The sequence below is a fragment of the Allomuricauda sp. CAU 1633 genome (assembly GCF_017313225.1).
Classification (GTDB): domain Bacteria; phylum Bacteroidota; class Bacteroidia; order Flavobacteriales; family Flavobacteriaceae; genus Flagellimonas.
Genome location: NZ_JAFLNE010000002.1, coordinates 1 through 19,685 on the forward strand (window position 1 = coordinate 1; position 19,685 = coordinate 19,685).

The window sequence follows — 19,685 nt, forward strand, 5'->3', positions numbered from 1 at the left end:
AAGATGAGATTTCTTTAAAGGGCCGTGGGAGATGACCACGTCGATAGGCCGTAGGTGGAAGTGCAGCGATGCATGCAGCCGAGCGGTACTAATTGCCCGTAAGCTTGCGCATTGCCCTCGGAACACCCTTGGACATTCGTTCAAAACACTTCGTTGACTCTTTTTTGGCGCGCAGAATGCGCCGTCCCTCTATATGTCATATCATGAACATTAAGATATTGAAGATCTAGGTGGCCATGGCGACGGGGCCCACCCCTTTCCATTCCGAACAGGGAAGTTAAGCCCGTTTGCGCCGATGGTACTGCCACACCAGGTGGGAGAGTAGGTAGCCGCCTTCCTTGAGCCCTTCACATTACGTGGGGGGCTTTTTTTATTTTGCTTGGTTTCAGTTTTTGGTTGGGTCAAGCCCTATTTCAATAAGATCTTGCCCCAGCATTTTCTTTTCAAAGGCTGCCGGAAGATGTACTTCACAATCTTTATAGGTGAATTTGATATATCCTTCACCAGAGCCAAAATTTAGGTTATCTTTCATGTTGATATTGATTTCAGCCAATCGATCTTCACTATCAAAAAGAATATAACTTCCTTCATAGCCTTCGGCAATTATATTAAATTTTGTACAACTGGCACTTTCGCGACAAGGGATGATGGATTCTTCATAATCCCCATTTCCAAAATCATCTGGAGAATACATAAAGGCAAATTCGACTAACATAAAAGCATTTATTTTTAATCCTTTATCCCGGAACTCTTCACTTACTTCCATAAAACGATCCATAGGAAGTTTATAGGCGCTTACAATCATGGTTGGAGCCATCATGGACATTGCCCCCAAGGAAAGTAGGTTGGATTTTTCATATCGGCCTTCATGTTCATTATAAGAAATAAAATACCCCTCACTATCATTGAAGGCATGGGCAGGTTTGTCTGTATTTTGATCGGTCCAGGTCATTTTCATGGCCAGTTCATCTGAATCAAAATAACTGGTAGTATGGGATTGTTTCTCATCATCATAAGTTTCCACTATTACATCGGCATTGTAAAAGGCCTTTTTTGCATCCGTATGTATACTTTTTGATGGATTCTCATATTTTGTGACTTTGGGAGCTGTACGATCTACATTGGAATCTTCTTTGCCAGATACGATGTCAATACCTTTATCTGTGCTTTTGGTGACTTCTTCATCGGTACGGTTTAAAATGGTACGTTCCGCTGCTTGTTCGGCTTTTTCCTTAAGTCTTTTGAGAAATTGGGCTTGTGTTGCGTTTCCAAAGCATAGGCACATTATGAGAATCATAGGATACTTGACTTTCATGGCTTCTATTTTACGGTAAAGATGTGCATCAAATTTTTCTTATCTGCTTCTGGCACTTCGGATATGAGGACATAGTTGCCGGGAGTTAAATCAGCCTCAAAAAATCCATGGGCACCGGCGGGAAGATTGTTCATTCCGCCTAAAAAAGTAAATCCTTCCGGAGCAGGTGAACGTAACCCTCTTGGGTGCATCCAATTCAGCCATTGGGTAAGGGAGTCCAAAGGAGCATTGTTCTCATATCGAACCAAATTAACATCATGCCCAATAAAATGCTCGTAAACTGTTTGGTCCAAGAAGTTGGTTTTAAAAATTTGCTTACCTGAGGTTACACTATCATTTAAGACTATGCCATCGGTACTGGATATGTCTAAGGATAGGGTTGGTGTTGGGGGCTCATGAATGGTACTGTCATCAGTAACAATAATCTCCTTTAACATGCCATGGGATGTATGCCATTCGCCATTGAACATTTTTACATAACACTCCATGATATAGGTTCCAGGCTCTAGATACACTGTACTTTTTGCAGTATGCTTTGGAGAAATCAATCCGGTTCCTCCCTTAAATTGAACCTGTTGGAACCATTCCGGTAATTTTCCAAAGGCGGCGCCCGCATTTTCCATATCACCTTCCATGATCAATTTCATGCCTTCATCAAAAGGGGGCAGAATATCAGACTTGGTATCAGCAACAGTCTTTCCAGCGGGGTATAAATCCATTAGCAGAAAATGAACCTCGGTGGATTTGTTTTCATAAATAAGTGTATTCCACCCAGACATTAGAGTATCTGCTGTGATAAATTCCATACTTTGGGTCAGTACAGATACTTCGCCTTTTTTTAGTGGGGAAATTTGGAGTTCTTGATGTTGCTCAATGGAATCATTTTGCTTCTCTTTGGGTTTACAGGATGCTATCAAAACCACTGTAAACAATACTACATAAAATCGCATGGTCTATATGTTTTGGTTAGTTAAAACATAGCAAAGAGAGGAATGATAAGACCAGGGAATTTTACTACTCTTAAAGTTACCTAAGTTATTACCCAATACTTGAGCAAATGTATAGGTGGGCGGAATACTTATGTGGTTGATGGATACTGGATTATAACTGGGAAATTGAGTTTGGGACAAGGTGGTGGTCTACACTCCTCCTATTTACTAGAGTGACCAAATAAAAAACTCTCCACAGGAATATATCCATGGAGAGTTCCCATAAAAATGGTTTGGTTGGGTATTTACTCTTTAAACTCTTGGCAGGTCTCCTTCTCCCTTAAGGGGCAAATTGGATTGTCCCATAAGATAGGTGTCAACATGGTATGCTGCTTGTCTTCCTTCTGAGATGGCCCATACAATTAACGATTGACCTCTTCTTTGGTCACCGGCAACAAATACACCAGGAATGTTGGTCTTATAGTCCACTGGTGATGCTTTGATGTTTGTTCTTGGATCCATTTCCAATCCCAACTGGTCAGCAATGGAGGTTTCTGAACCTGTAAATCCAAGAGCCAACAAGGCTAAATCGCATTCCCATTCTTTTTCTGTTCCCTCCACTTCTTTTAAAGTAGGGCGTTGACCAGGGGCTGTTTCCCAGAAAACTTCGGCAGTAACCAAACCTTTCAGGTTACCTTTATCATCACCCACAAACTTTTTGGTAGAGATACTAAACACACGTTCGGCACCTTCCTTGTGTGAAGAACTAGTGCGTAACCGCATGGGCCAAAAGGGCCAGGGTTGTCCTTCAGGACGTTCTGGGGTGCCCTTTGGCATAATTTCAAAATTGACCACTGAAGTTGCTCCATGCCGGATGGAAGTTCCGATACAATCCGAACCGGTATCCCCACCACCAATAACAATCACTTTCTTGCCCTTGGCTGTTAACTCTTCACCTTTATAGGGGATTCCGTCTACTTTTCTGTTGTTTTGTGGCAGAAAATCCATGGCTTGAGTCACTCCTTTCAGGTCAGAACCTGGGATAGGAAGGTTTCGTCTTACGGTAGCACCGCCACAAAGTACCAAGGCGTCATATTCTTTTTCTAGATCCTTTGCATTTACATCAACACCAATATGGACTCCTGTTTTAAATTGGATGCCTTCTTTTTCCATGATCTCGAGACGTCTATCAATGACATTTTTTTCCATTTTAAAATCTGGAATGCCATAGCGCAGGAGACCACCAACTTTTTCATCCCGCTCAAAAACAGTGACATCATGCCCTGCACGGTTCAATTGTTGGGCCGCGGCCAAACCTGCTGGTCCAGAACCTATTACTGCAACAGTTTTTCCAGTTCTTTTTGAAGGAGGTTCAGGTTTGATCCATCCATTCTTAAAGGCTGTCTCAACTATATTCTTCTCGATGTTCTCAATGGAAACAGGAGGTTCATTTATACCCAATACGCAAGCTTCTTCGCAAGGAGCGGGGCATAATCTACCTGTAAATTCTGGGAAATTGTTGGTGGAGTGCAGTATTTTGGCTGCTTTTTCCCATTTCCCCTGATACACGGCATCGTTAAAATCAGGAATCAGATTGCCTAGTGGGCAACCGCTATGGCAAAATGGGATGCCGCAGTCCATGCAACGGGCTCCTTGGTTCTTTAATTCTGCTTCTTTTAGAGGTTTTGTAAACTCCTTATAGTTTTTGATACGTTCTTTGACCGGGGCATAAGCTTCATCCTTTCTGTCAAATTCCATAAATCCTGTAATCTTTCCCATGTCTCAAATTATAAGGTTTGCATTTTCTCTTGTTCCAACCGTATTAACGCCTGGCGGTACTCCTCTGGGAATACCTTGATGAATTTTGGCAGGTATTGTTCCCATTTTTCCAAAATTTCCTGTGCCAACGGACTCAAGGTGGCATTGTAATGGTTTTCAATGAGTTCCTTTAATTGTGCTACATCATTATCTTCTTCAACAGGAAGTAGATTTAGGTCCTCACCATTGCATCGTTTTTCAAAAGAGCCATCTTTGTTCAACACATAGGCAATACCACCGCTCATTCCAGCGCCAAAGTTTCTTCCAACTCCGCCTAAAATAACAGCTACACCTCCGGTCATGTACTCACAACCATGGTCTCCAATCCCTTCAACAACAGCTTTAGCGCCCGAGTTTCGTACGCAGAAGCGCTCCCCAGCCTTTCCATTAATATAGGCTTCACCTGCAGTGGCTCCGTATAGTGCAACGTTACCAATGATTATGTTCTCCTCAGGTTTAAAGGTTGATTTAAACGGTACTTTTACCACCAACTTAGCCCCGGAAAGTCCTTTGCCCAAATAATCATTGGTGTTTCCATTGACAATCATGGTAAGCCCTTTGGTTGCAAATGCCCCAAAACTTTGTCCAGCAGATCCCGTAAAATTCAATTTCAACGTATTGTCCGGAAGCCCTTCAGCTCCATAAATCTTAGAAATTTCATTACTGATGATGGCTCCTACCGATCTGTCCGTATTGTGAATTGGAAAGTCCAAAGTGGTCTTTTCTTTTCTGAACAAGGCCGGGTGTGCCTTGGCAATGATATCAAACTCAATGGATTTCTCAATATCGTGCTGCTGCTTTTCGGTATTGTAGAATTTGGTTCCCTCGGGAACATCAACTTGGTACAAAATTGGACTTAGATCTATTCCGGCTGCTTTGTAATGTTCAATAGCCTTGTTTCTATCTAATTTTTGTACTTGACCCACCATTTCATTAATGGTTCTAAAGCCAAGTTTCGCCATAATTTCACGAAGTTCCTGAGCCACAAAGTACATGTAGTTGACTACGTGCTCTGGTTTGCCTGCGAACTTTTTGCGCAATTCCGGGTTTTGGGTTGCAATACCCACCGGACATGTGTTCAAGTGGCAAACCCGCATCATAATACAGCCTGAAGCAACCAAGGGCGCGGTTGCAAATCCAAATTCTTCAGCCCCTAAAAGACAGGCAATGGCCACATCCCTACCGGTTTTCAATTGTCCGTCACATTCTAGAACAATTCTGTTTCTTAAATCGTTAAGTACCAAGGTTTGTTGAGCTTCGGCGATACCCAACTCCCATGGAAGTCCGGCATGTTTCAAGGAAGTCAATGGCGAAGCTCCTGTTCCTCCATCAAAACCAGAGATAAGTACAACATCTGCCTTGGCCTTGGATACACCAGCAGCTACAGTTCCCACACCCACTTCGGAAACAAGTTTCACATTGATCCGTGCTTCCCTATTGGCCGACTTAAGGTCGTAGATCAATTGGGATAAATCCTCAATGGAGTAGATATCGTGGTGGGGAGGAGGGGAAATCAAGCCCACATATGGGGTTGAATTCCTTGTTTTGGCAATGGCCGGATTTACTTTTGGACCAGGTAATTGCCCACCCTCACCGGGTTTGGCCCCCTGAGCCATTTTTATCTGTATTTCTTGGGCATTGGTAAGATAGTTGGAGCTTACCCCAAATCTACCTGATGCCACCTGTTTAATGGCACTGTTTTTCCAATCGCCTGTTTGACTTCTATAAAAACGAACCGGATCCTCTCCGCCTTCACCTGAATTGCTTTTTCCACCAATTCGGTTCATGGCAATCGCAAGATTTTCGTGGGCCTCCTTACTGATACTTCCGTAGGACATGGCACCCGTCTTGAACCTTTTTACAATTTCGGTCCAAGGCTCAACTTCTTCAAGTGGAATGGGGTCATAGTTCGAAAATTCGAACAATCCACGGATGGTCATTAGGTTTTTAGACTGCTCATTAACCAATTGGGAATACTCCTTGTAAGTTTCCGGCTCGTTATTGCGTACCGATTTTTGAAGTTTGGCAATACTTAATGGATTGAACATGTGCTTTTCGCCATTTCTTCTCCAACGATACTCACCACCAATCTCAATATCCAGATTGGCCGCTAATTCCTGAGTTGTGAATGCTTTTTTGTGGCGTTTGGCTATTTCCTTTTCAACTTCGTACAAGCCAATTCCCTGGATACGCGTGGGCGTATTGGGGAAATATTTTTCCACTACTTTGGTATTGATGCCAATGCATTCGAATAGTTGAGATCCCCGGTACGAGTTCAAGGTGGAAATCCCAATTTTGTTCATCACTTTTAAGATGCCCTTGCCTATGGCTTTGTTGTAATTTTTTATGGCTTCCTCAAAAGTGTATTCTGTGATGTTGTTTTCTTTTATCTGCTCTCCAATGATTTCATTCACCAAATAGGGATTGATGGCACTGGCACCGAATCCAAACAATAAGGCAAAATGATGTACTTCCCTAGGTTCGGCGGATTCAATGATGATGCTCAATTTTGAGCGTTTGCCCAACTTACGCAAACCGCTGTTTACATAAGAACAGGCCAATAAGGCGGGTATGGCAGCCATTTCTGTACTTACCATTCTGTCGGAAAGGATAATAATGTTGGCGCCTTCGTCAATGGCATCAAATGCTTGTTGAAGAATGGAGTCCAAAGCTTCTTCCAATCCATTATGGCCTTTTGCTATCTCATAGAGCATGGAAATAGAGACCACTTTATAATCTGGGCTGGAATCGTAGTTTTTGATTTTATCCAAATCCTCTTTGGAAATCACCGGATTTTGGATTTTAAGTTTTCTACAGTGCAGCTCGTTGATGTCAAAAATATTTTGATCACTTCCCAACGTTAGACTGATGTCTGTAATCAACTCTTCACGAATACCATCCAAAGGTGGGTTGGTTACCTGTGCGAACAACTGTTTGAAATAATTGTAGATAAGTTGTGGACGTTCAGACAAAACGGCAATTGGAGTATCGGAACCCATAGAACCAATGGGCTCTTTGCCTTTTTCGGCCATGGGCATAATAATGGTGTTGATGTCCTCCAAGGTGTATCCAAAAGCAGATCTACGGACATCCAATGGAAATTCACCAAAGAATACGGGACAATCATTATAGGGAATGTCGCGTAAGTGGACCAAATTATCCTTCAACCATTTTTTATAGGGGTGTTTTTTGGCGATGGATTCTTTGATTTCCTCATCGTTTACAATGCGGCCTTCTTCCATATTCACCAGGAACATTTTTCCGGGTTCCAGTCTTCCGTGAAACTCAATGTCTTCAGGTTCCAATTCCACGACCCCTGTTTCAGAGGACATGATCACATATCCTTTTTTGGTGACGGAGTATCTAGATGGACGTAGTCCATTCCGGTCCAAAACAGCCCCGATGTAATTTCCATCTGTAAAAGGAATGGAAGCCGGGCCATCCCAAGGCTCCATTAAACACGAGTTGTATTCGTAGAAAGCCTTTTTGGATTCGGACATTTCATCGTTCTTTTCCCATGCTTCCGGAACCAACATCATCATAACTTCGGGTAGGGAACGGCCGGTCATCAACAACAATTCCACGACCATGTCCATGCTGGCCGAGTCGGATTTTCCGGGGAGCACTACGGGTAATATTTTTTTGATATCCTCACCAAACCAGTCGCTTTGCATGAGTTCTTCGCGAGAACGCATACGGGACACATTGCCTCGTAAGGTATTTATTTCCCCATTATGACACATGTAGCGGAATGGTTGGGCCAAATCCCATGTGGGGAACGTGTTGGTTGAGAACCTTTGGTGCACCAAGGCCAAACGGGTAACTACCCTGGGATCTAAAAGGTCTTCGTAATATTTGCTGATGTCATTGGGTACCAACAGCCCTTTAAAGATGATAATCTTAGTGGAAAGGCTGGGCAAATAGAAAAATTTGCTTTGGGAGAGCTTACTTTCTATGATGGTGTGCTCGGTAATTTTTCTGGCGATGAAAAGTTTAAGGTTAAACTGGAAATCGTCCAATGATTCGCCTTTTGCAATAAAGACCTGCTTTAGATAGGGCTCGGTTTCTGCAGCAATCCTTCCTGGAACGGAACGATTTACAGGAACATCACGCCAACCCAAGAGCTGAAGGCCTTGCTCGGCTATATTTTCTTCGAGTACGGAGATGCAAAAATCCCGTTGGTTTTCTTTTTGGGGAAGAAAAACGTTACCTACTGCATATTCTCCGGCTTCTGGCAAGGTGAATTTGCACACTTCAACAAAAAAGTCGTGGGGGATATCAATCAAAATACCCGCTCCATCACCCGTTTTTCCATCTGCACTTACAGCACCCCGGTGTTCCAATTTATCCAGGATTTCAAGAGCCTTATGGATAATATCGTTGGATTTTCTTCCTTTTAGGCTACAAATGAAGCCTGCACCACAGTTATCATGCTCAAACTCGGGTAGATATAAACCTTGCTTTTCCAATTTCATCATTATGGTATTTCTTCAAAAATATCAAATCTGATGAATAAAATACAGGGTTTTTATTCAAACTCCAATAAAAAACCAACGTAATGATTGAAGGGTTAAAAAATATTCAATATCAGAATTTTACCAATATTAAATTATGATTATCTCAAAGTGAAGTTTTTGAAACTGAATGACCCATATTGAAACAAGGGGAGATAGCGATATTAACATAAATTTCGGAAAAGTTCATACCTGATTTAAGGGATGTTCGCCATAAAAAATGATTTTACGGAGTGCAAACCCCATTTTTGAGGGGGTTACGTCTAAAAAACAAAGATTTTAGTCTTTTAGGACGCTTCTTGATATGACTATTTTTTGGATTTCTGAGGTTCCTTCATAGATTTGGGTAATCTTGGCATCCCGCATCAGCCGCTCTACATGGTAGTCTTTCACAAAACCATTTCCGCCATGAATCTGGACCGCTTCAACCGTGGTTTCCATAGCAACTTCAGAAGCATATAATTTGGCCATGGCACCTGATAATGTGTAATCATTTCCAGCATCCTTGTCGCAAGCAGCTTGGTAGACCAAATTTCGGGCGGCCTGTATTTTGGTATGCATATCGGCCAATTTAAAGGCAATGGCTTGATGGTTGGCAATTTCTGTACCAAATGTCTTTCGTTCTTTAGAGTATTTTAAGGCGAGTTCGTAGGCTCCCGCTGCAATTCCCAAAGCTTGGGCGGCAATCCCAATCCGACCCCCGGCCAAGGTTTTCATGGCAAATTTAAACCCAAATCCGTCTTCTCCTATTCGGTTTTCCTTGGGGACTTTCACATCATTGAAAATAAGGGAATGCGTATCACTTCCGCGAATGCCCAGTTTATTTTCCTTAGGACCTACCTCAAAACCGTCCATTCCTTTTTCAACAATTAGGGCATTAATGCCCTTATGTCCTTTTTCTACATGGGTTTGGGCTATGACGAGAAAAACTTCTGCACTACCTCCATTGGTGATCCAATTTTTGGTTCCGTTTAGGATATAATGGTCACCATGATCTAAGGCAGTAGTTTTTTGAGAGGTAGCATCGCTCCCTGCTTCAGGCTCGGAAAGACAGAACGCTCCGATAATTTCACCTGCGGCCAAACGAGTTAAATATTTTTCTTTTTGGGCTTCGGTTCCGAAAGACTCCAATCCCCAACAAACCAATGAGTTGTTCACCGATACCATAACTGAGGCAGAAGCATCAATTTTTGAGAGCTCTTCCATGGCCAATACATAGGAAAGGGTGTCCAGTCCACTTCCATTGTATTTTTCGTTGACCATCATGCCCATGAAGCCCAATTCTCCCATTTTTTGAACCAATTCAAAAGGGAATTTTTGGGCATCGTCCCTTTCTATTATTCCGGGTAAAAGTTCGTTATTGGCAAAATCTCTAGCTGCCTGCTGTATCATTAATTGTTCTTCGGAAAGTGTAAAGTCCATAAAACTGAAAAATAACCAAAAATATGCCGCAAAGATAGTCTTATGATGGAAATTTTACATAAAAGGATATCAATAAATGAGAATGATTCAAAAATTTTTAGGATTCTTGGGAGCTTGATTTTCTTTTTACAATAATTTATCATGTGAAGATTATGCGGAAAAACTCATTTTGAATATCTTTAGCGCAATTGAGAACTACTTCAAAAATTTTACAAAATAAACCAAGCTTAACATGGAAACCCTTCTAATTGTCATTTTTGTCATTGGATATTTGGCAATAACACTCGAACACAATCTAAAAATAGACAAACTTATTCCCGCGTTGGCCATGATGGCCGTCATGTGGGCGCTCATGTCCTTTGGAATTGATGGTTTCCCTAATTGGTTTGATTCGGGGGAGCATGCCCTTTTGGAAAATTTTGGAGCTTTTGGTCATGAGGAGAAAATGGAACTCCTTGAAGAGACCTTACTTCATCATTTAGGGAAGACCTCGGAGATTTTGGTCTTTCTTTTGGGAGCCATGACCATTGTGGAAATCATTGATTATTTTGATGGTTTCGCTACTATAAAATCGTACGTGAAGACACGGAGCAAGAAGAAAATCCTATGGATTTTTTCCTTTTTAGCCTTCATTCTTTCCGCTATCATTGATAACCTTACCGCAACGATTGTTCTGATATCCATTCTTCAAAAAATTATCAAGGACAGGGATACTAGGTTGTGGTATGCCGGTCTTATTATTATTGCCGCCAATGCTGGCGGTGCATGGTCGCCCATTGGAGATGTTACCACAACCATGCTGTGGATTGGTAATAAGGTTACAACGGCCAACCTTATTGAACATTTGCTTGTTCCATCATTGTTCTGTATGGTCATTCCATCGCTAATAGCTTCATTTCTTCCCGCATTCAAAGGGGAAATCGATGTTGAGGATGATGAGCCGTCTAAATCAAAATTTGGGGCAACTATGCTGTATCTTGGATTGGGAGCTATAATTTTTGTGCCCATTTTTAAGACGATAACCCATTTGCCCCCCTATGTGGGTATGATGCTTTCTTTGGCAGTGGTGGCAACGTTTGCTGAGATTTATAGTAACTCCAAGATTGCCATTTCTTCTGTGGATCAGGAAAGTGACGAAGCGGCACACCATAGTCCAGTACATAGTGCCTTGACAAAAATTGAATTGCCCAGTATTTTATTTTTCTTGGGGATTTTAATGGCGGTAGCGGCATTGGAATCCTTGGGTATGCTGTTCAACTTCGCTGAAGGATTAAAACAGGGAATGCCTTTGATGGGAACCGAAATGACTAGCACTGATGTTTCAGATATTGTGATTCTTCTGTTAGGTGTTGGTTCTGCGGTTATTGACAACGTTCCTTTGGTAGCGGCCAGTTTGGGCATGTTCTCCGAGCCTATGAACGATCAATTGTGGCACTTCATTGCCTATTCCGCTGGAACTGGAGGAAGTATGCTGATTATTGGGTCAGCAGCTGGTGTTGTGGCCATGGGAATGGAGAAGATAGATTTCTTCTGGTACCTTAGAAAAATTTCATGGTTGGCCTTGATTGGCTTCTTGGCAGGGGCTATTTGCTTTATGTTGATGCGAAATTTGTTCTAAAAAATACTTTAGCTCAAAAATCTCCGTTATTATTGCATATTAAATTGGGGATTTTATATGAATATTTTTCAAGAAGCAGCGGAAGGTGTTGAGGCAACAGCCTCTATTTCCGAGGAAAAGACACTTTCTGTAATAGATCTTATCGTTAATGGAGGTACAGGTAGCATCGTAATTATTTTGGTACTTTTTGTACTGCTATTTGTAGCACTTTACATTTATTTTGAGCGAATTTTTGCCATAAAGGCGGCTTCCAAGATTGACAAAAACTTCATGAACCAGATTCGTGATCACATCATGAATGGAAAGCTCGACGCAGCTAAAATTTTATGTGCCCAGACCGATTCACCAGTGGCAAGGTTAACGGAAAAAGGAGTTTCCAGAATAGGAAAGCCTTTGGACGACATCACCACCGCTATTGAGAATGCAGGGACTCTTGAGGTGTATAAACTTGAGAAAAACGTAAGTGTTTTGGCTACTGTTGCGGGTGCTGCACCCATGATTGGATTTTTGGGAACCGTAATTGGTATGATTTTGGCATTTCACCAAATGGCAAGTAGCGGCGGCCAAGCCGAAATGGGGTTGTTGGCATCAGGTATTTATACGGCCATGACCACAACGGTTGCCGGATTGGTGGTAGGTATTATTGCTTATATCGGATACAACCACTTGGTGAACCGAACCGATAAAGTGGTGCACAAAATGGAGGCTAATGCCGTTGAGTTTTTGGATTTGTTGAACGAACCCATTTAGCAGTTCAATATGAAATTGAAAGGAAGAAACAAGGTCAGTCCGGAGTTCAGTATGTCGTCCATGACGGATATTGTGTTTCTGTTATTGGTGTTTTTCATGCTGACATCCAATGCGCCCAATGCGTTGGATTTGCTGTTACCAAAAGCGAAGGGAAAATCCACCAACACACAAAATGTTTCGGTGACGATCAATAAGGATCTGAACTATTTCGTGAACAACGAGCAGATCAACAAAGAATACATTGAAATTGAATTAAAAAAGGCACTTGAAGGTCAAGATAAGCCAACAATTATCCTACGGGCGGAAGAAAGTGTGGCCATAAAAGAAGCGGTCAACGTTATGGATATCGCCAATAGGAACAGTTACAAGGTCATCTTGGCTGTGCGGCCACAATAATGGCATTTTTAGACACGAGACACAAGAAAAAATCATTTACGCTCACTACTCTTCTATTGAGCGTATTACTCCTATTGCTTTTTTATATAGGACTAACCTATTTGGATCCACCCATTGAAAATGGGATTGCCGTTAACTTTGGTACTATGGATTTTGGTAGTGGCGAGGTTCAACCCAAGGAAAGGGTACGTTCTGAGCCACAAAAAGTGGAACCACAGCCCGTTGAGCAAGTCGAACAAGTGGAGCCTCAGGAAGAAGTGGTTCAAGAAGAACCTGAACCTGTTGAAAAGGTATTGACCAGTGATAATGAGGAGTCCATCCGAATAAAGCAGCAACAAGAAGCCAAACGAAAAGCGGATGAAGCGGCCAAAAAAGCCAAAGAGGAAGCAGAACGTATAGAGCGCGAAAAAAGAGAAGCAGAAGAGAAAAAACGCCAAGAACAAGAGGCCAAAAAGAAAAACTTGGATGCTTTGATTGGCGGCATCGGTCAGTCTGATGGAACGGCTACAGGGAGTGAAGGCGATGATGACAAAGCTGGCGATAAAGGACAACCCGATGGCAATCCTTATGCCACTAGCTATTATGGTGCTCCAGGAAGTGGTAGCGGAGGTGGAGGCTATGGACTCAATGGAAGGTCATTGGTAAATAGTGGGAAAGTACGTCAAGATTGCAACGAAGAAGGAAGAGTGGTGGTTAGGATTACGGTGGATAGGTCTGGAAAAGTTATAAAAGCCGAACCCGGTGTCAAGGGAACTACAAATACGGCACCCTGTCTTTTGGACCCTGCACGAAAAACAGCACTTAGCCATCGATGGAATACAGATTCCAATGCGCCCACACAGCAAATAGGTTTTGTGGTGGTCAACTTTAAACTGGGGCAATAGTGACCTACCAAGAGACCTTGGATTGGATGTTCTCGCAACTTCCCATGTACCAGCAAAAAGGTATTGTGGCCCTGAATGCCAAGATGGATAACATCTTGGAGTTCTCCAATGTGTTGGGAAATCCAGAAAAGAAATTCAAAAGTATTCATGTGGCGGGCACTAACGGGAAAGGCTCCAGTAGCCACATGCTCGCTTCCATTTTGCAGGAGGCGGGATATAAGGTTGGCTTATATACTTCACCCCATCTAAAGGATTTTAGAGAACGTATCAAGATCAATGGACAAATGGTCAGCGAAAAGTTCGTTGTGGATTTTATTGCTGAGCACAAGTCCTTTTTGGAATATAAAAAGCTCTCCTTCTTTGAAATGACCGTTGGAATGGCCTTTACCTATTTTGCTGAGGAAAAGGTAGATATTGCCGTAATTGAAGTGGGTCTGGGTGGACGACTCGATTCCACAAACATTATCACACCAGAAGTTTCCCTTATCACCAATATAGGATTGGATCATACCCATATTTTGGGAGATACGCTGGAAAAGATAGCTTTGGAAAAAGCAGGCATCATTAAACCAAAGATTCCTGTGGTCATTAGTGAACGACAGCCGGAAACCGAAATGATCTTCACTTTGATAGCCCACCAATTACAATCAGAAATAGTTTTTGCGGATGCCTTGGACCTACCCAATTATAAAACTGATTTACTGGGGGAATATCAACGGCAAAATATTCAGGGTGTCGTGGCAGCTATAAAGCTATTGGATAGAATTCAAGTTTCAGAAAAAGCAATAGTAGCGGGACTGAAAAAAGTTGTGGAGAATACCGGTTTGTTGGGCAGATGGCAGGTTTTGCAAGAGAAACCGATGTTGGTCTGCGACACGGCCCATAACAAGGAAGGATTAGATTATGTGCTAAAGCAAATAGCCAAACAGAAGTATGAGGAGCTTCATATGGTACTGGGGTTTGTAAATGATAAGGATGTAAGGGGAGTATTGGCGCTATTCCCAAAAGAAGCCAACTATTACTTTGTAAAGCCCAATATTTCCAGAGGAATGGATGTTGGGCTGTTGTCCGAATTGGCAAAATCACAAGGAATTGAGGGGGAGAATTTCATCTCGGTTAAAGTAGGATTAGAAGCAGCTTTGGCTAATGCAAATAGTAATGATTTTGTCTATGTTGGAGGGAGCACGTTTGTGGTTGCAGAAATAGTGTGATTTTTTTCGAATTTTTCTTTTTTGTATCAGAAAAAGGGTGCTATATTTGCACTCCATTTGAGAAAATGGAATAGGGCGCGTAGCTCAGTTGGTTCAGAGCACCTGGTTTACACCCAGGGGGTCAGGGGTTCGAATCCCTTCGCGCCCACTTTTAGAGTTTAAACAAAAACAAAACCTTGCATATCTTATTGATTTGCAAGGTTTTGACGTTTTGACGCTATCATTTGAATTGGTTTGATTTAATATGTTTTGGTTTGCAATTCGGTTAGTAAATTTTTTTCTTCAAAGTGTTAACCGAATAAACGTGTAAATGACTATATTACAGATACTTAGTATTTGACTTTCGTAGGTTATTTTAGTTCAATTTAATACAAAACCTATGAGAACCCGGTCTACATTTTCAATCAGTTTCTGGATAAGCACTTCCCGGAGGAGCGATGGTACCGCAAAGATTTATGCCCGTATAACCGTTGATTCACAACGAGTTAACATGAGCCTCAAATACACCATTCCTGTAGAAAGTTGGGACCCAAAGGGGTCGAGGGTTCTGGGGCGCACAACAGAGGCTCAGGAAATCAACGCCTATCTAATGGAAGTTGAAACCGAACTTTTCCAATGCTATCGTGAACTACGGTCCAAATCAATCCACATAACACCGCAAATGGTCAAGGCCAAGTATTTCGGTGAAGATGAGAACCAAATGACATTAACGGCACTTTTTGAACACCATAACCTCCATGGCGCACATAATCTGGGTAAAGCGACCCTGAGCCATTATAAGACTACCCAGAAGTATTTATTGGGATATCTAAAGAAGCACTATAAATGCGATGATTACAGGTTGTCACAGCTCAACCACCAGTTTGTTGTGGGTTTTGAGACCTATTTGCGGAAACTACACCCTATTCACTATCATGGTAGACTTTCTAATAACGGGGCAATGAAACATATTCAGCGTTTGAGAAAGATGGTTAGAATGGCTGTAAACAATGAATGGATTGAAAAATATCCTTTTCAAAAATTTAAGATCAGGATGGAAAAAAAGGAAAGGGATTTTTTGACCATGATAGAATTACGAAAAATTCAAGATTTTCAAACCAAGATTGAACGGTTACGCATTGTAAAAGACTTATTTGTCTTTAGTTGCTATACTGGGATAGCTTATTGTGATATCATGAACCTGGGCGAAGATAACCTTGTGCTGGGTATTGATGGAAAATATTGGATAAGCACAAAAAGGATGAAGACCAAAAATAGCTTTAAGCTTCCATTGGTAGGTCCGGCATTGTCTATCATTAAACGATATCAATATCATCCTAAAAGGGTATCTGAAAAACTGTTCCCCAGAATATCCAATCAAAAATTAAACAGTTATTTAAAGGAAATTGCGGATGCATGTGACATCACAAAAAATGTAACCTTCCATGTGGCCAGACATACTTTCGCCACCACTATCACTTTAAGCAATGGGGTTCCAATAGAAACTGTATCCAAAATTTTAGGTCATACAAAATTGGCCACAACCCAAGTTTATGCTCGAGTACTGGATAATAAAATCAGTGAAGATATGAGCGGTTTGGAATCAATTTTGGAAACTAAGTTTTCTGACTCAAGTCGCGATGGTGAGAAGTTGAGGACTTCTGACTTTTAAGTTGTTGCGATTAATCGGTTAATCAACTATCCAAAGTTATATAAGATTTTTTGTCCCAATCTTACCCCAACTTTTGCACGTGGTTCCTGTTTCAATTTTATAGTGTTCGGAAAGATAAGCGTGAAGTAAAATTGAAATAGGGTGCAATGACCTATTTGCAATTATCAAATACTTCCGTATTGATCTTAGTGAACATGGCTATTTATATTTTCTTTGCTGGCAAAGAAAAAATGAAGAGCAAGAGGATAGCGTGCTGACGCAGCGCTATTGATTCATTTTCCTTCGGAAAAGCCCGTATTTCAAGGGATTTTGCAAAATACGAGTTAAAGGCGTTTAGTTCATTTTTAACTTAAAAATGCTCTCAGGTCAATAAAACCAAGGAATTTTTAGCTTAAAAATTGAATTTTGACCCTGTGAACTAAAGCATTTTCAATTCTTGATAAATCATTGTATTGACTATAGCGGCAATTGCCTTTATTACTAAAAAAGGGGTTCAGCCCAGTAAGATCAAGGCATTTTTTACAAAAAAATGACCATTAAGAACAAGTGTTGGTATAATATTGCCTCGCTCAGTAGCATTAGTTAGTGGTAAGTTTTGGGGCTTGCAGCACTCCACTTCGTTGCGTTCGCCTCTATATTGATTTCTATTCCATGACCGGGGTTTTTAAGGCACCGTTTTTTTGAACTTTTAGTTTAAAACGAGTCTACTGATTCTAAAGAGTTTACTTTTTCGGTACACTTAAATAGTTTACCTTATATACCTTTTTTTACCCCTAAGATGAAGTTCGGATATGCAAGAGTGAGCACAAAATCACAGAAACACGATTTGCAGGTGGATGCCTTTCTAAAGGAAGGGATCCAACCCAAGAACATTTATGCCGATATTTCATCTGGTGCAAAAGCGGAAGGAAAGGGTCTTGATGAGCTTTTGTCCATCTTAAGGGAAGGTGACACACTTGTGGTCTGGAAACTGGACCGAATTGCCAGAAGCCTTTCACATCTCACCAAACTCATCGAAGATTTTGAGCGTAAGGGTATTCACTTCAAAAGCATTCAGGAAAATTTCATTGATACCACATCTCCACACGGGAGGTTCATTTTTAACCTTTTCGCATCGGTTGCTCAATTGGAACGAGATATTATCATTGAACGCACACGGGCTGGGCTGGAAAGTTCACGAAGGCGTGGCTTGAAAATTGGTCGGAAGCCTGGACTTAGTAAACAGGCATTGAACAAGGCTATGTTGGCGGAACGATACTATAGGGACAACAAGCTGAGTATTGAAGAAATCATGAAACTTATTGATGTCGGCTCTAAAAAGACACTCTATAAATATTTGGCATATCAAGGAAGAAGAAAGTGCCTTGAATGCGGAACACTTTTCTGGGACAAGAAACAAGACTTGGACAAAGCTTATTGCAAAAAGCACAAGAAGAAAATCAAACCCGATTGACTGTTTTACTCCCCTTTCACCGAAAACCCAATTTTTGATTTATAGAAATTTCCTACATTTAAACAAATCATATAACCTACCAATGACCAAAACCGACCTATTCAGAGCCATCATTAAAATTTTTGGGGTTTATTGTTTTATTGAGGCTCTCTTCCGTTTGATTCCGAATATTTCTTTTTCAGGTGACTTTTATTCCTTCAGTTTGATGGTAAGTTTATTTTACTTGTTAATTACTGGAGTTATTGCTTTCCTTTTATTATTTGGAACGGACAGAATAATAAAGTTGTTTCGCCTTGAGAAAGGTTTTGATACCAAAAATATTGACACCTCTCATTTAAATGAGGAAGGGCTTTTAAAACTTGGTTTGATTTTAATCGGACTGTTAATGATTGCAGATAACATTGCCCAATTTTTAAACTACTGTTATTTGCTATTCAAAAAACAGATTTCGGCAAACGGACTTGATGAAATTGATGGCCTGATGCTCGACCAACAATTAGATTATAATTGGTGGGTGATTTCTGGTTTAAACGTTTTAATAGGGTTTATAATTTTAACCAATTATAAAAGGATTTCGAACTTGTTTACCACTAAGGAGAATAAGGTTGAGGATTATGAGAATTAAATCAAAGTTTAAACAAACTATTGAGCGCATTGAAGAAAAGCTAATAATGAATTTGAAAAAAACATATATTCTATTTTGCCTGTTGTTTTCTATATCTCCATTTCTTAGCTCACAAGATTTTAAAAAGGTAGATTCTTTAGTATATACATATCCCAACAGTTTTAGTTCGCCATCAAGATTAGCCAAACGCATTTCCAAGGATTTCAAGACGGAATTGGACAGAGTTAGGGCAATATATATTTGGATAGCTAACAACATTGTCTACGATCCAAAGGAGTCTGGCGAATTGGGATATGAATTTGGTTCAAATGAATTTTTGAAAAAAGAAAAAAAGCACAATGAAAAGCTATCCAAAAGAGTCATATCAAAAGGACAAGCGGTTTGTGCGGGTTATTCAACATTGTTCGCTGAGTTATCCAAAGAACTCAACATAAAATCAAAAGTGGTTTCTGGAAGTTCTAAAACGAAAGTCAGTGATATAGGGAAAAGGTTTTATTCTGATCATGCATGGAATGTTGTGGAGGTCGATAAGAAATTGTATTTGGTTGATGTTACTTGGGGTGCCGGTTCCTACGATGGTAGGTTTATAAAAGAACTGAACAGTTTTTATTTTATGACTCCACCTGAGCTATTCATTAAAAACCATTATCCGGATTATTTTGAATATGCACTTCTGGATAAGAAAATTGATAAGGAAGTCTTTTTGAATGCACCATTAATTCATAGCCATGAATATGAATTATTATCCCCGAGATATGGTATAATCAAAAAGTCAGAGGGCAAGGTAGATTTCAAATTCTCTTGCAAGCCAGGGTTATATGTAGTAATGTGTGATTTAGATGATAATGAGTTTTATTCGCAAGATATTGTTACCACAGAAGATGTTTTGGAGTTTGAACTAGATTTATCAGATGCAAAAAAAGCCAAGAAATTAAGTGTCTACTTGGACTATCAACAAGTGGTGGAGTTCAAACTAAATTAATCCGACAATAAGAAGATAAAGTTCAAATAAACGATTCCCCTGGCGGATAAAGAAGCCAACACAATTTCGTTGGAAACCGTAATTGATATTTATGAAAATTTCATTTTATATCATTTT

14 protein-coding genes, 1 tRNA gene and 2 rRNA genes are annotated in these 19,685 nt (G+C 40.8%); 12 read left to right on the forward strand and 5 right to left on the reverse strand.

What is annotated here, in order from left to right:
* Positions 1 to 112, forward strand: a 23S ribosomal RNA gene (locus J0X14_RS04895); the annotation flags it as partial.
* 114 nt (positions 113 to 226) lie between these two features.
* A 5S ribosomal RNA gene (gene rrf, locus J0X14_RS04900) occupies positions 227 to 338 on the forward strand.
* Between the two features lie 47 nt (positions 339 to 385).
* Here rrf and J0X14_RS04905 read toward each other — a convergent pair.
* The 5 genes from J0X14_RS04905 to J0X14_RS04925 form a co-directional block, all read right to left on the reverse strand.
* Entirely contained in the window at positions 386 to 1,315 is a 930-nt protein-coding gene (locus tag J0X14_RS04905; RefSeq protein ID WP_207096669.1) for a hypothetical protein, read from the reverse strand.
* A gap of 5 nt (positions 1,316 to 1,320) precedes the next feature.
* Positions 1,321 to 2,265: a hypothetical protein gene (locus tag J0X14_RS04910; protein ID WP_207096670.1), complete on the reverse strand. Its 945-nt coding sequence runs from the start codon at positions 2,263 to 2,265 to the stop codon at positions 1,321 to 1,323.
* A 291-nt stretch (positions 2,266 to 2,556) separates the two neighbouring features.
* Positions 2,557 to 4,023 carry a glutamate synthase subunit beta gene (locus J0X14_RS04915; protein WP_207096671.1) on the reverse strand — a complete coding sequence of 489 codons (1,467 nt, stop codon included), beginning with the start codon at positions 4,021 to 4,023 and terminating at the stop codon, positions 2,557 to 2,559.
* A gap of 8 nt (positions 4,024 to 4,031) precedes the next feature.
* Positions 4,032 to 8,537, reverse strand: coding sequence for a glutamate synthase large subunit (gene gltB, locus J0X14_RS04920; RefSeq protein ID WP_207097493.1), 4,506 nt, complete (start codon positions 8,535 to 8,537; stop codon positions 4,032 to 4,034).
* 318 nt (positions 8,538 to 8,855) lie between these two features.
* Positions 8,856 to 9,998, reverse strand: a complete 1,143-nt coding sequence (locus tag J0X14_RS04925; RefSeq protein WP_207096672.1) for an acyl-CoA dehydrogenase — start codon at positions 9,996 to 9,998, stop codon at positions 8,856 to 8,858.
* Positions 9,999 to 10,230: 232 nt separating this feature from the next.
* On the opposite strand from J0X14_RS04925, the gene nhaD reads away from it, so the two are divergent.
* The 10 genes from nhaD (at position 10,231) to J0X14_RS04975 (ending at position 19,568) form a co-directional block, all read left to right on the forward strand.
* Positions 10,231 to 11,616: a sodium:proton antiporter NhaD gene (gene nhaD / locus J0X14_RS04930; protein ID WP_207096673.1), complete on the forward strand. Its 1,386-nt coding sequence runs from the start codon at positions 10,231 to 10,233 to the stop codon at positions 11,614 to 11,616.
* A 57-nt stretch (positions 11,617 to 11,673) separates the two neighbouring features.
* On the forward strand, positions 11,674 to 12,366 hold the full coding sequence (locus J0X14_RS04935) for a MotA/TolQ/ExbB proton channel family protein (RefSeq protein WP_207096674.1): 693 nt from the start codon (positions 11,674 to 11,676) through the stop codon (positions 12,364 to 12,366).
* Between the two features lie 9 nt (positions 12,367 to 12,375).
* On the forward strand, positions 12,376 to 12,762 hold the full coding sequence (locus J0X14_RS04940) for an ExbD/TolR family protein (RefSeq protein ID WP_067034482.1): 387 nt from the start codon (positions 12,376 to 12,378) through the stop codon (positions 12,760 to 12,762).
* Positions 12,762 to 13,646 (forward strand): energy transducer TonB, encoded by an 885-nt coding sequence (locus J0X14_RS04945; protein ID WP_207096675.1) that lies wholly within the window; start codon positions 12,762 to 12,764, stop codon positions 13,644 to 13,646. The genes J0X14_RS04940 and J0X14_RS04945 overlap by 1 nt, the downstream gene beginning before the upstream one ends.
* Positions 13,646 to 14,857, forward strand: coding sequence for a bifunctional folylpolyglutamate synthase/dihydrofolate synthase (locus J0X14_RS04950; protein WP_207096676.1), 1,212 nt, complete (start codon positions 13,646 to 13,648; stop codon positions 14,855 to 14,857). The genes J0X14_RS04945 and J0X14_RS04950 overlap by 1 nt, the downstream gene beginning before the upstream one ends.
* Before the next feature lie 73 nt (positions 14,858 to 14,930).
* A tRNA-Val gene (locus J0X14_RS04955) sits at positions 14,931 to 15,005 on the forward strand.
* A gap of 231 nt (positions 15,006 to 15,236) precedes the next feature.
* Positions 15,237 to 16,508, forward strand: coding sequence for a site-specific integrase (locus tag J0X14_RS04960; RefSeq protein ID WP_207096677.1), 1,272 nt, complete (start codon positions 15,237 to 15,239; stop codon positions 16,506 to 16,508).
* A gap of 778 nt (positions 16,509 to 17,286) precedes the next feature.
* The gene (locus J0X14_RS04965; protein WP_207096678.1) at positions 17,287 to 17,961 is read left to right on the forward strand and encodes a recombinase family protein; all 675 of its coding nucleotides are present in this window, start codon (positions 17,287 to 17,289) and stop codon (positions 17,959 to 17,961) included.
* Between the two features lie 82 nt (positions 17,962 to 18,043).
* Positions 18,044 to 18,586: a hypothetical protein gene (locus J0X14_RS04970; RefSeq protein WP_207096679.1), complete on the forward strand. Its 543-nt coding sequence runs from the start codon at positions 18,044 to 18,046 to the stop codon at positions 18,584 to 18,586.
* Positions 18,576 to 19,568: a transglutaminase domain-containing protein gene (locus J0X14_RS04975; RefSeq protein ID WP_207096680.1), complete on the forward strand. Its 993-nt coding sequence runs from the start codon at positions 18,576 to 18,578 to the stop codon at positions 19,566 to 19,568. Before J0X14_RS04970 ends, J0X14_RS04975 begins: the two co-directional genes overlap by 11 nt.
* Positions 19,569 to 19,685 lie beyond the last annotated feature (117 nt).

What these genes read in the sequence shown, in the direction of transcription:
- J0X14_RS04910 (WP_207096670.1), bottom strand. Translation starts at nt 2,265, where the DNA reads ATGCGATTTTATGTAGTATTGTTTACAGTGGTTTTGATAGCATCCTGT.
- J0X14_RS04915 (WP_207096671.1), bottom strand. Translation starts at nt 4,023, where the DNA reads ATGGGAAAGATTACAGGATTTATGGAATTTGACAGAAAGGATGAAGCT.
- nhaD (WP_207096673.1), top strand. Translation starts at nt 10,231, where the DNA reads ATGGAAACCCTTCTAATTGTCATTTTTGTCATTGGATATTTGGCAATA.
- J0X14_RS04925 (WP_207096672.1), bottom strand. Translation starts at nt 9,998, where the DNA reads ATGGACTTTACACTTTCCGAAGAACAATTAATGATACAGCAGGCAGCT.
- J0X14_RS04970 (WP_207096679.1), top strand. Translation starts at nt 18,044, where the DNA reads ATGACCAAAACCGACCTATTCAGAGCCATCATTAAAATTTTTGGGGTT.
- J0X14_RS04975 (WP_207096680.1), top strand. Translation starts at nt 18,576, where the DNA reads ATGAGAATTAAATCAAAGTTTAAACAAACTATTGAGCGCATTGAAGAA.
- J0X14_RS04935 (WP_207096674.1), top strand. Translation starts at nt 11,674, where the DNA reads ATGAATATTTTTCAAGAAGCAGCGGAAGGTGTTGAGGCAACAGCCTCT.
- J0X14_RS04945 (WP_207096675.1), top strand. Translation starts at nt 12,762, where the DNA reads ATGGCATTTTTAGACACGAGACACAAGAAAAAATCATTTACGCTCACT.
- J0X14_RS04965 (WP_207096678.1), top strand. Translation starts at nt 17,287, where the DNA reads ATGAAGTTCGGATATGCAAGAGTGAGCACAAAATCACAGAAACACGAT.
- J0X14_RS04905 (WP_207096669.1), bottom strand. Translation starts at nt 1,315, where the DNA reads ATGAAAGTCAAGTATCCTATGATTCTCATAATGTGCCTATGCTTTGGA.
- gltB (WP_207097493.1), bottom strand. Translation starts at nt 8,537, where the DNA reads ATGAAATTGGAAAAGCAAGGTTTATATCTACCCGAGTTTGAGCATGAT.
- J0X14_RS04960 (WP_207096677.1), top strand. Translation starts at nt 15,237, where the DNA reads ATGAGAACCCGGTCTACATTTTCAATCAGTTTCTGGATAAGCACTTCC.
- J0X14_RS04940 (WP_067034482.1), top strand. Translation starts at nt 12,376, where the DNA reads ATGAAATTGAAAGGAAGAAACAAGGTCAGTCCGGAGTTCAGTATGTCG.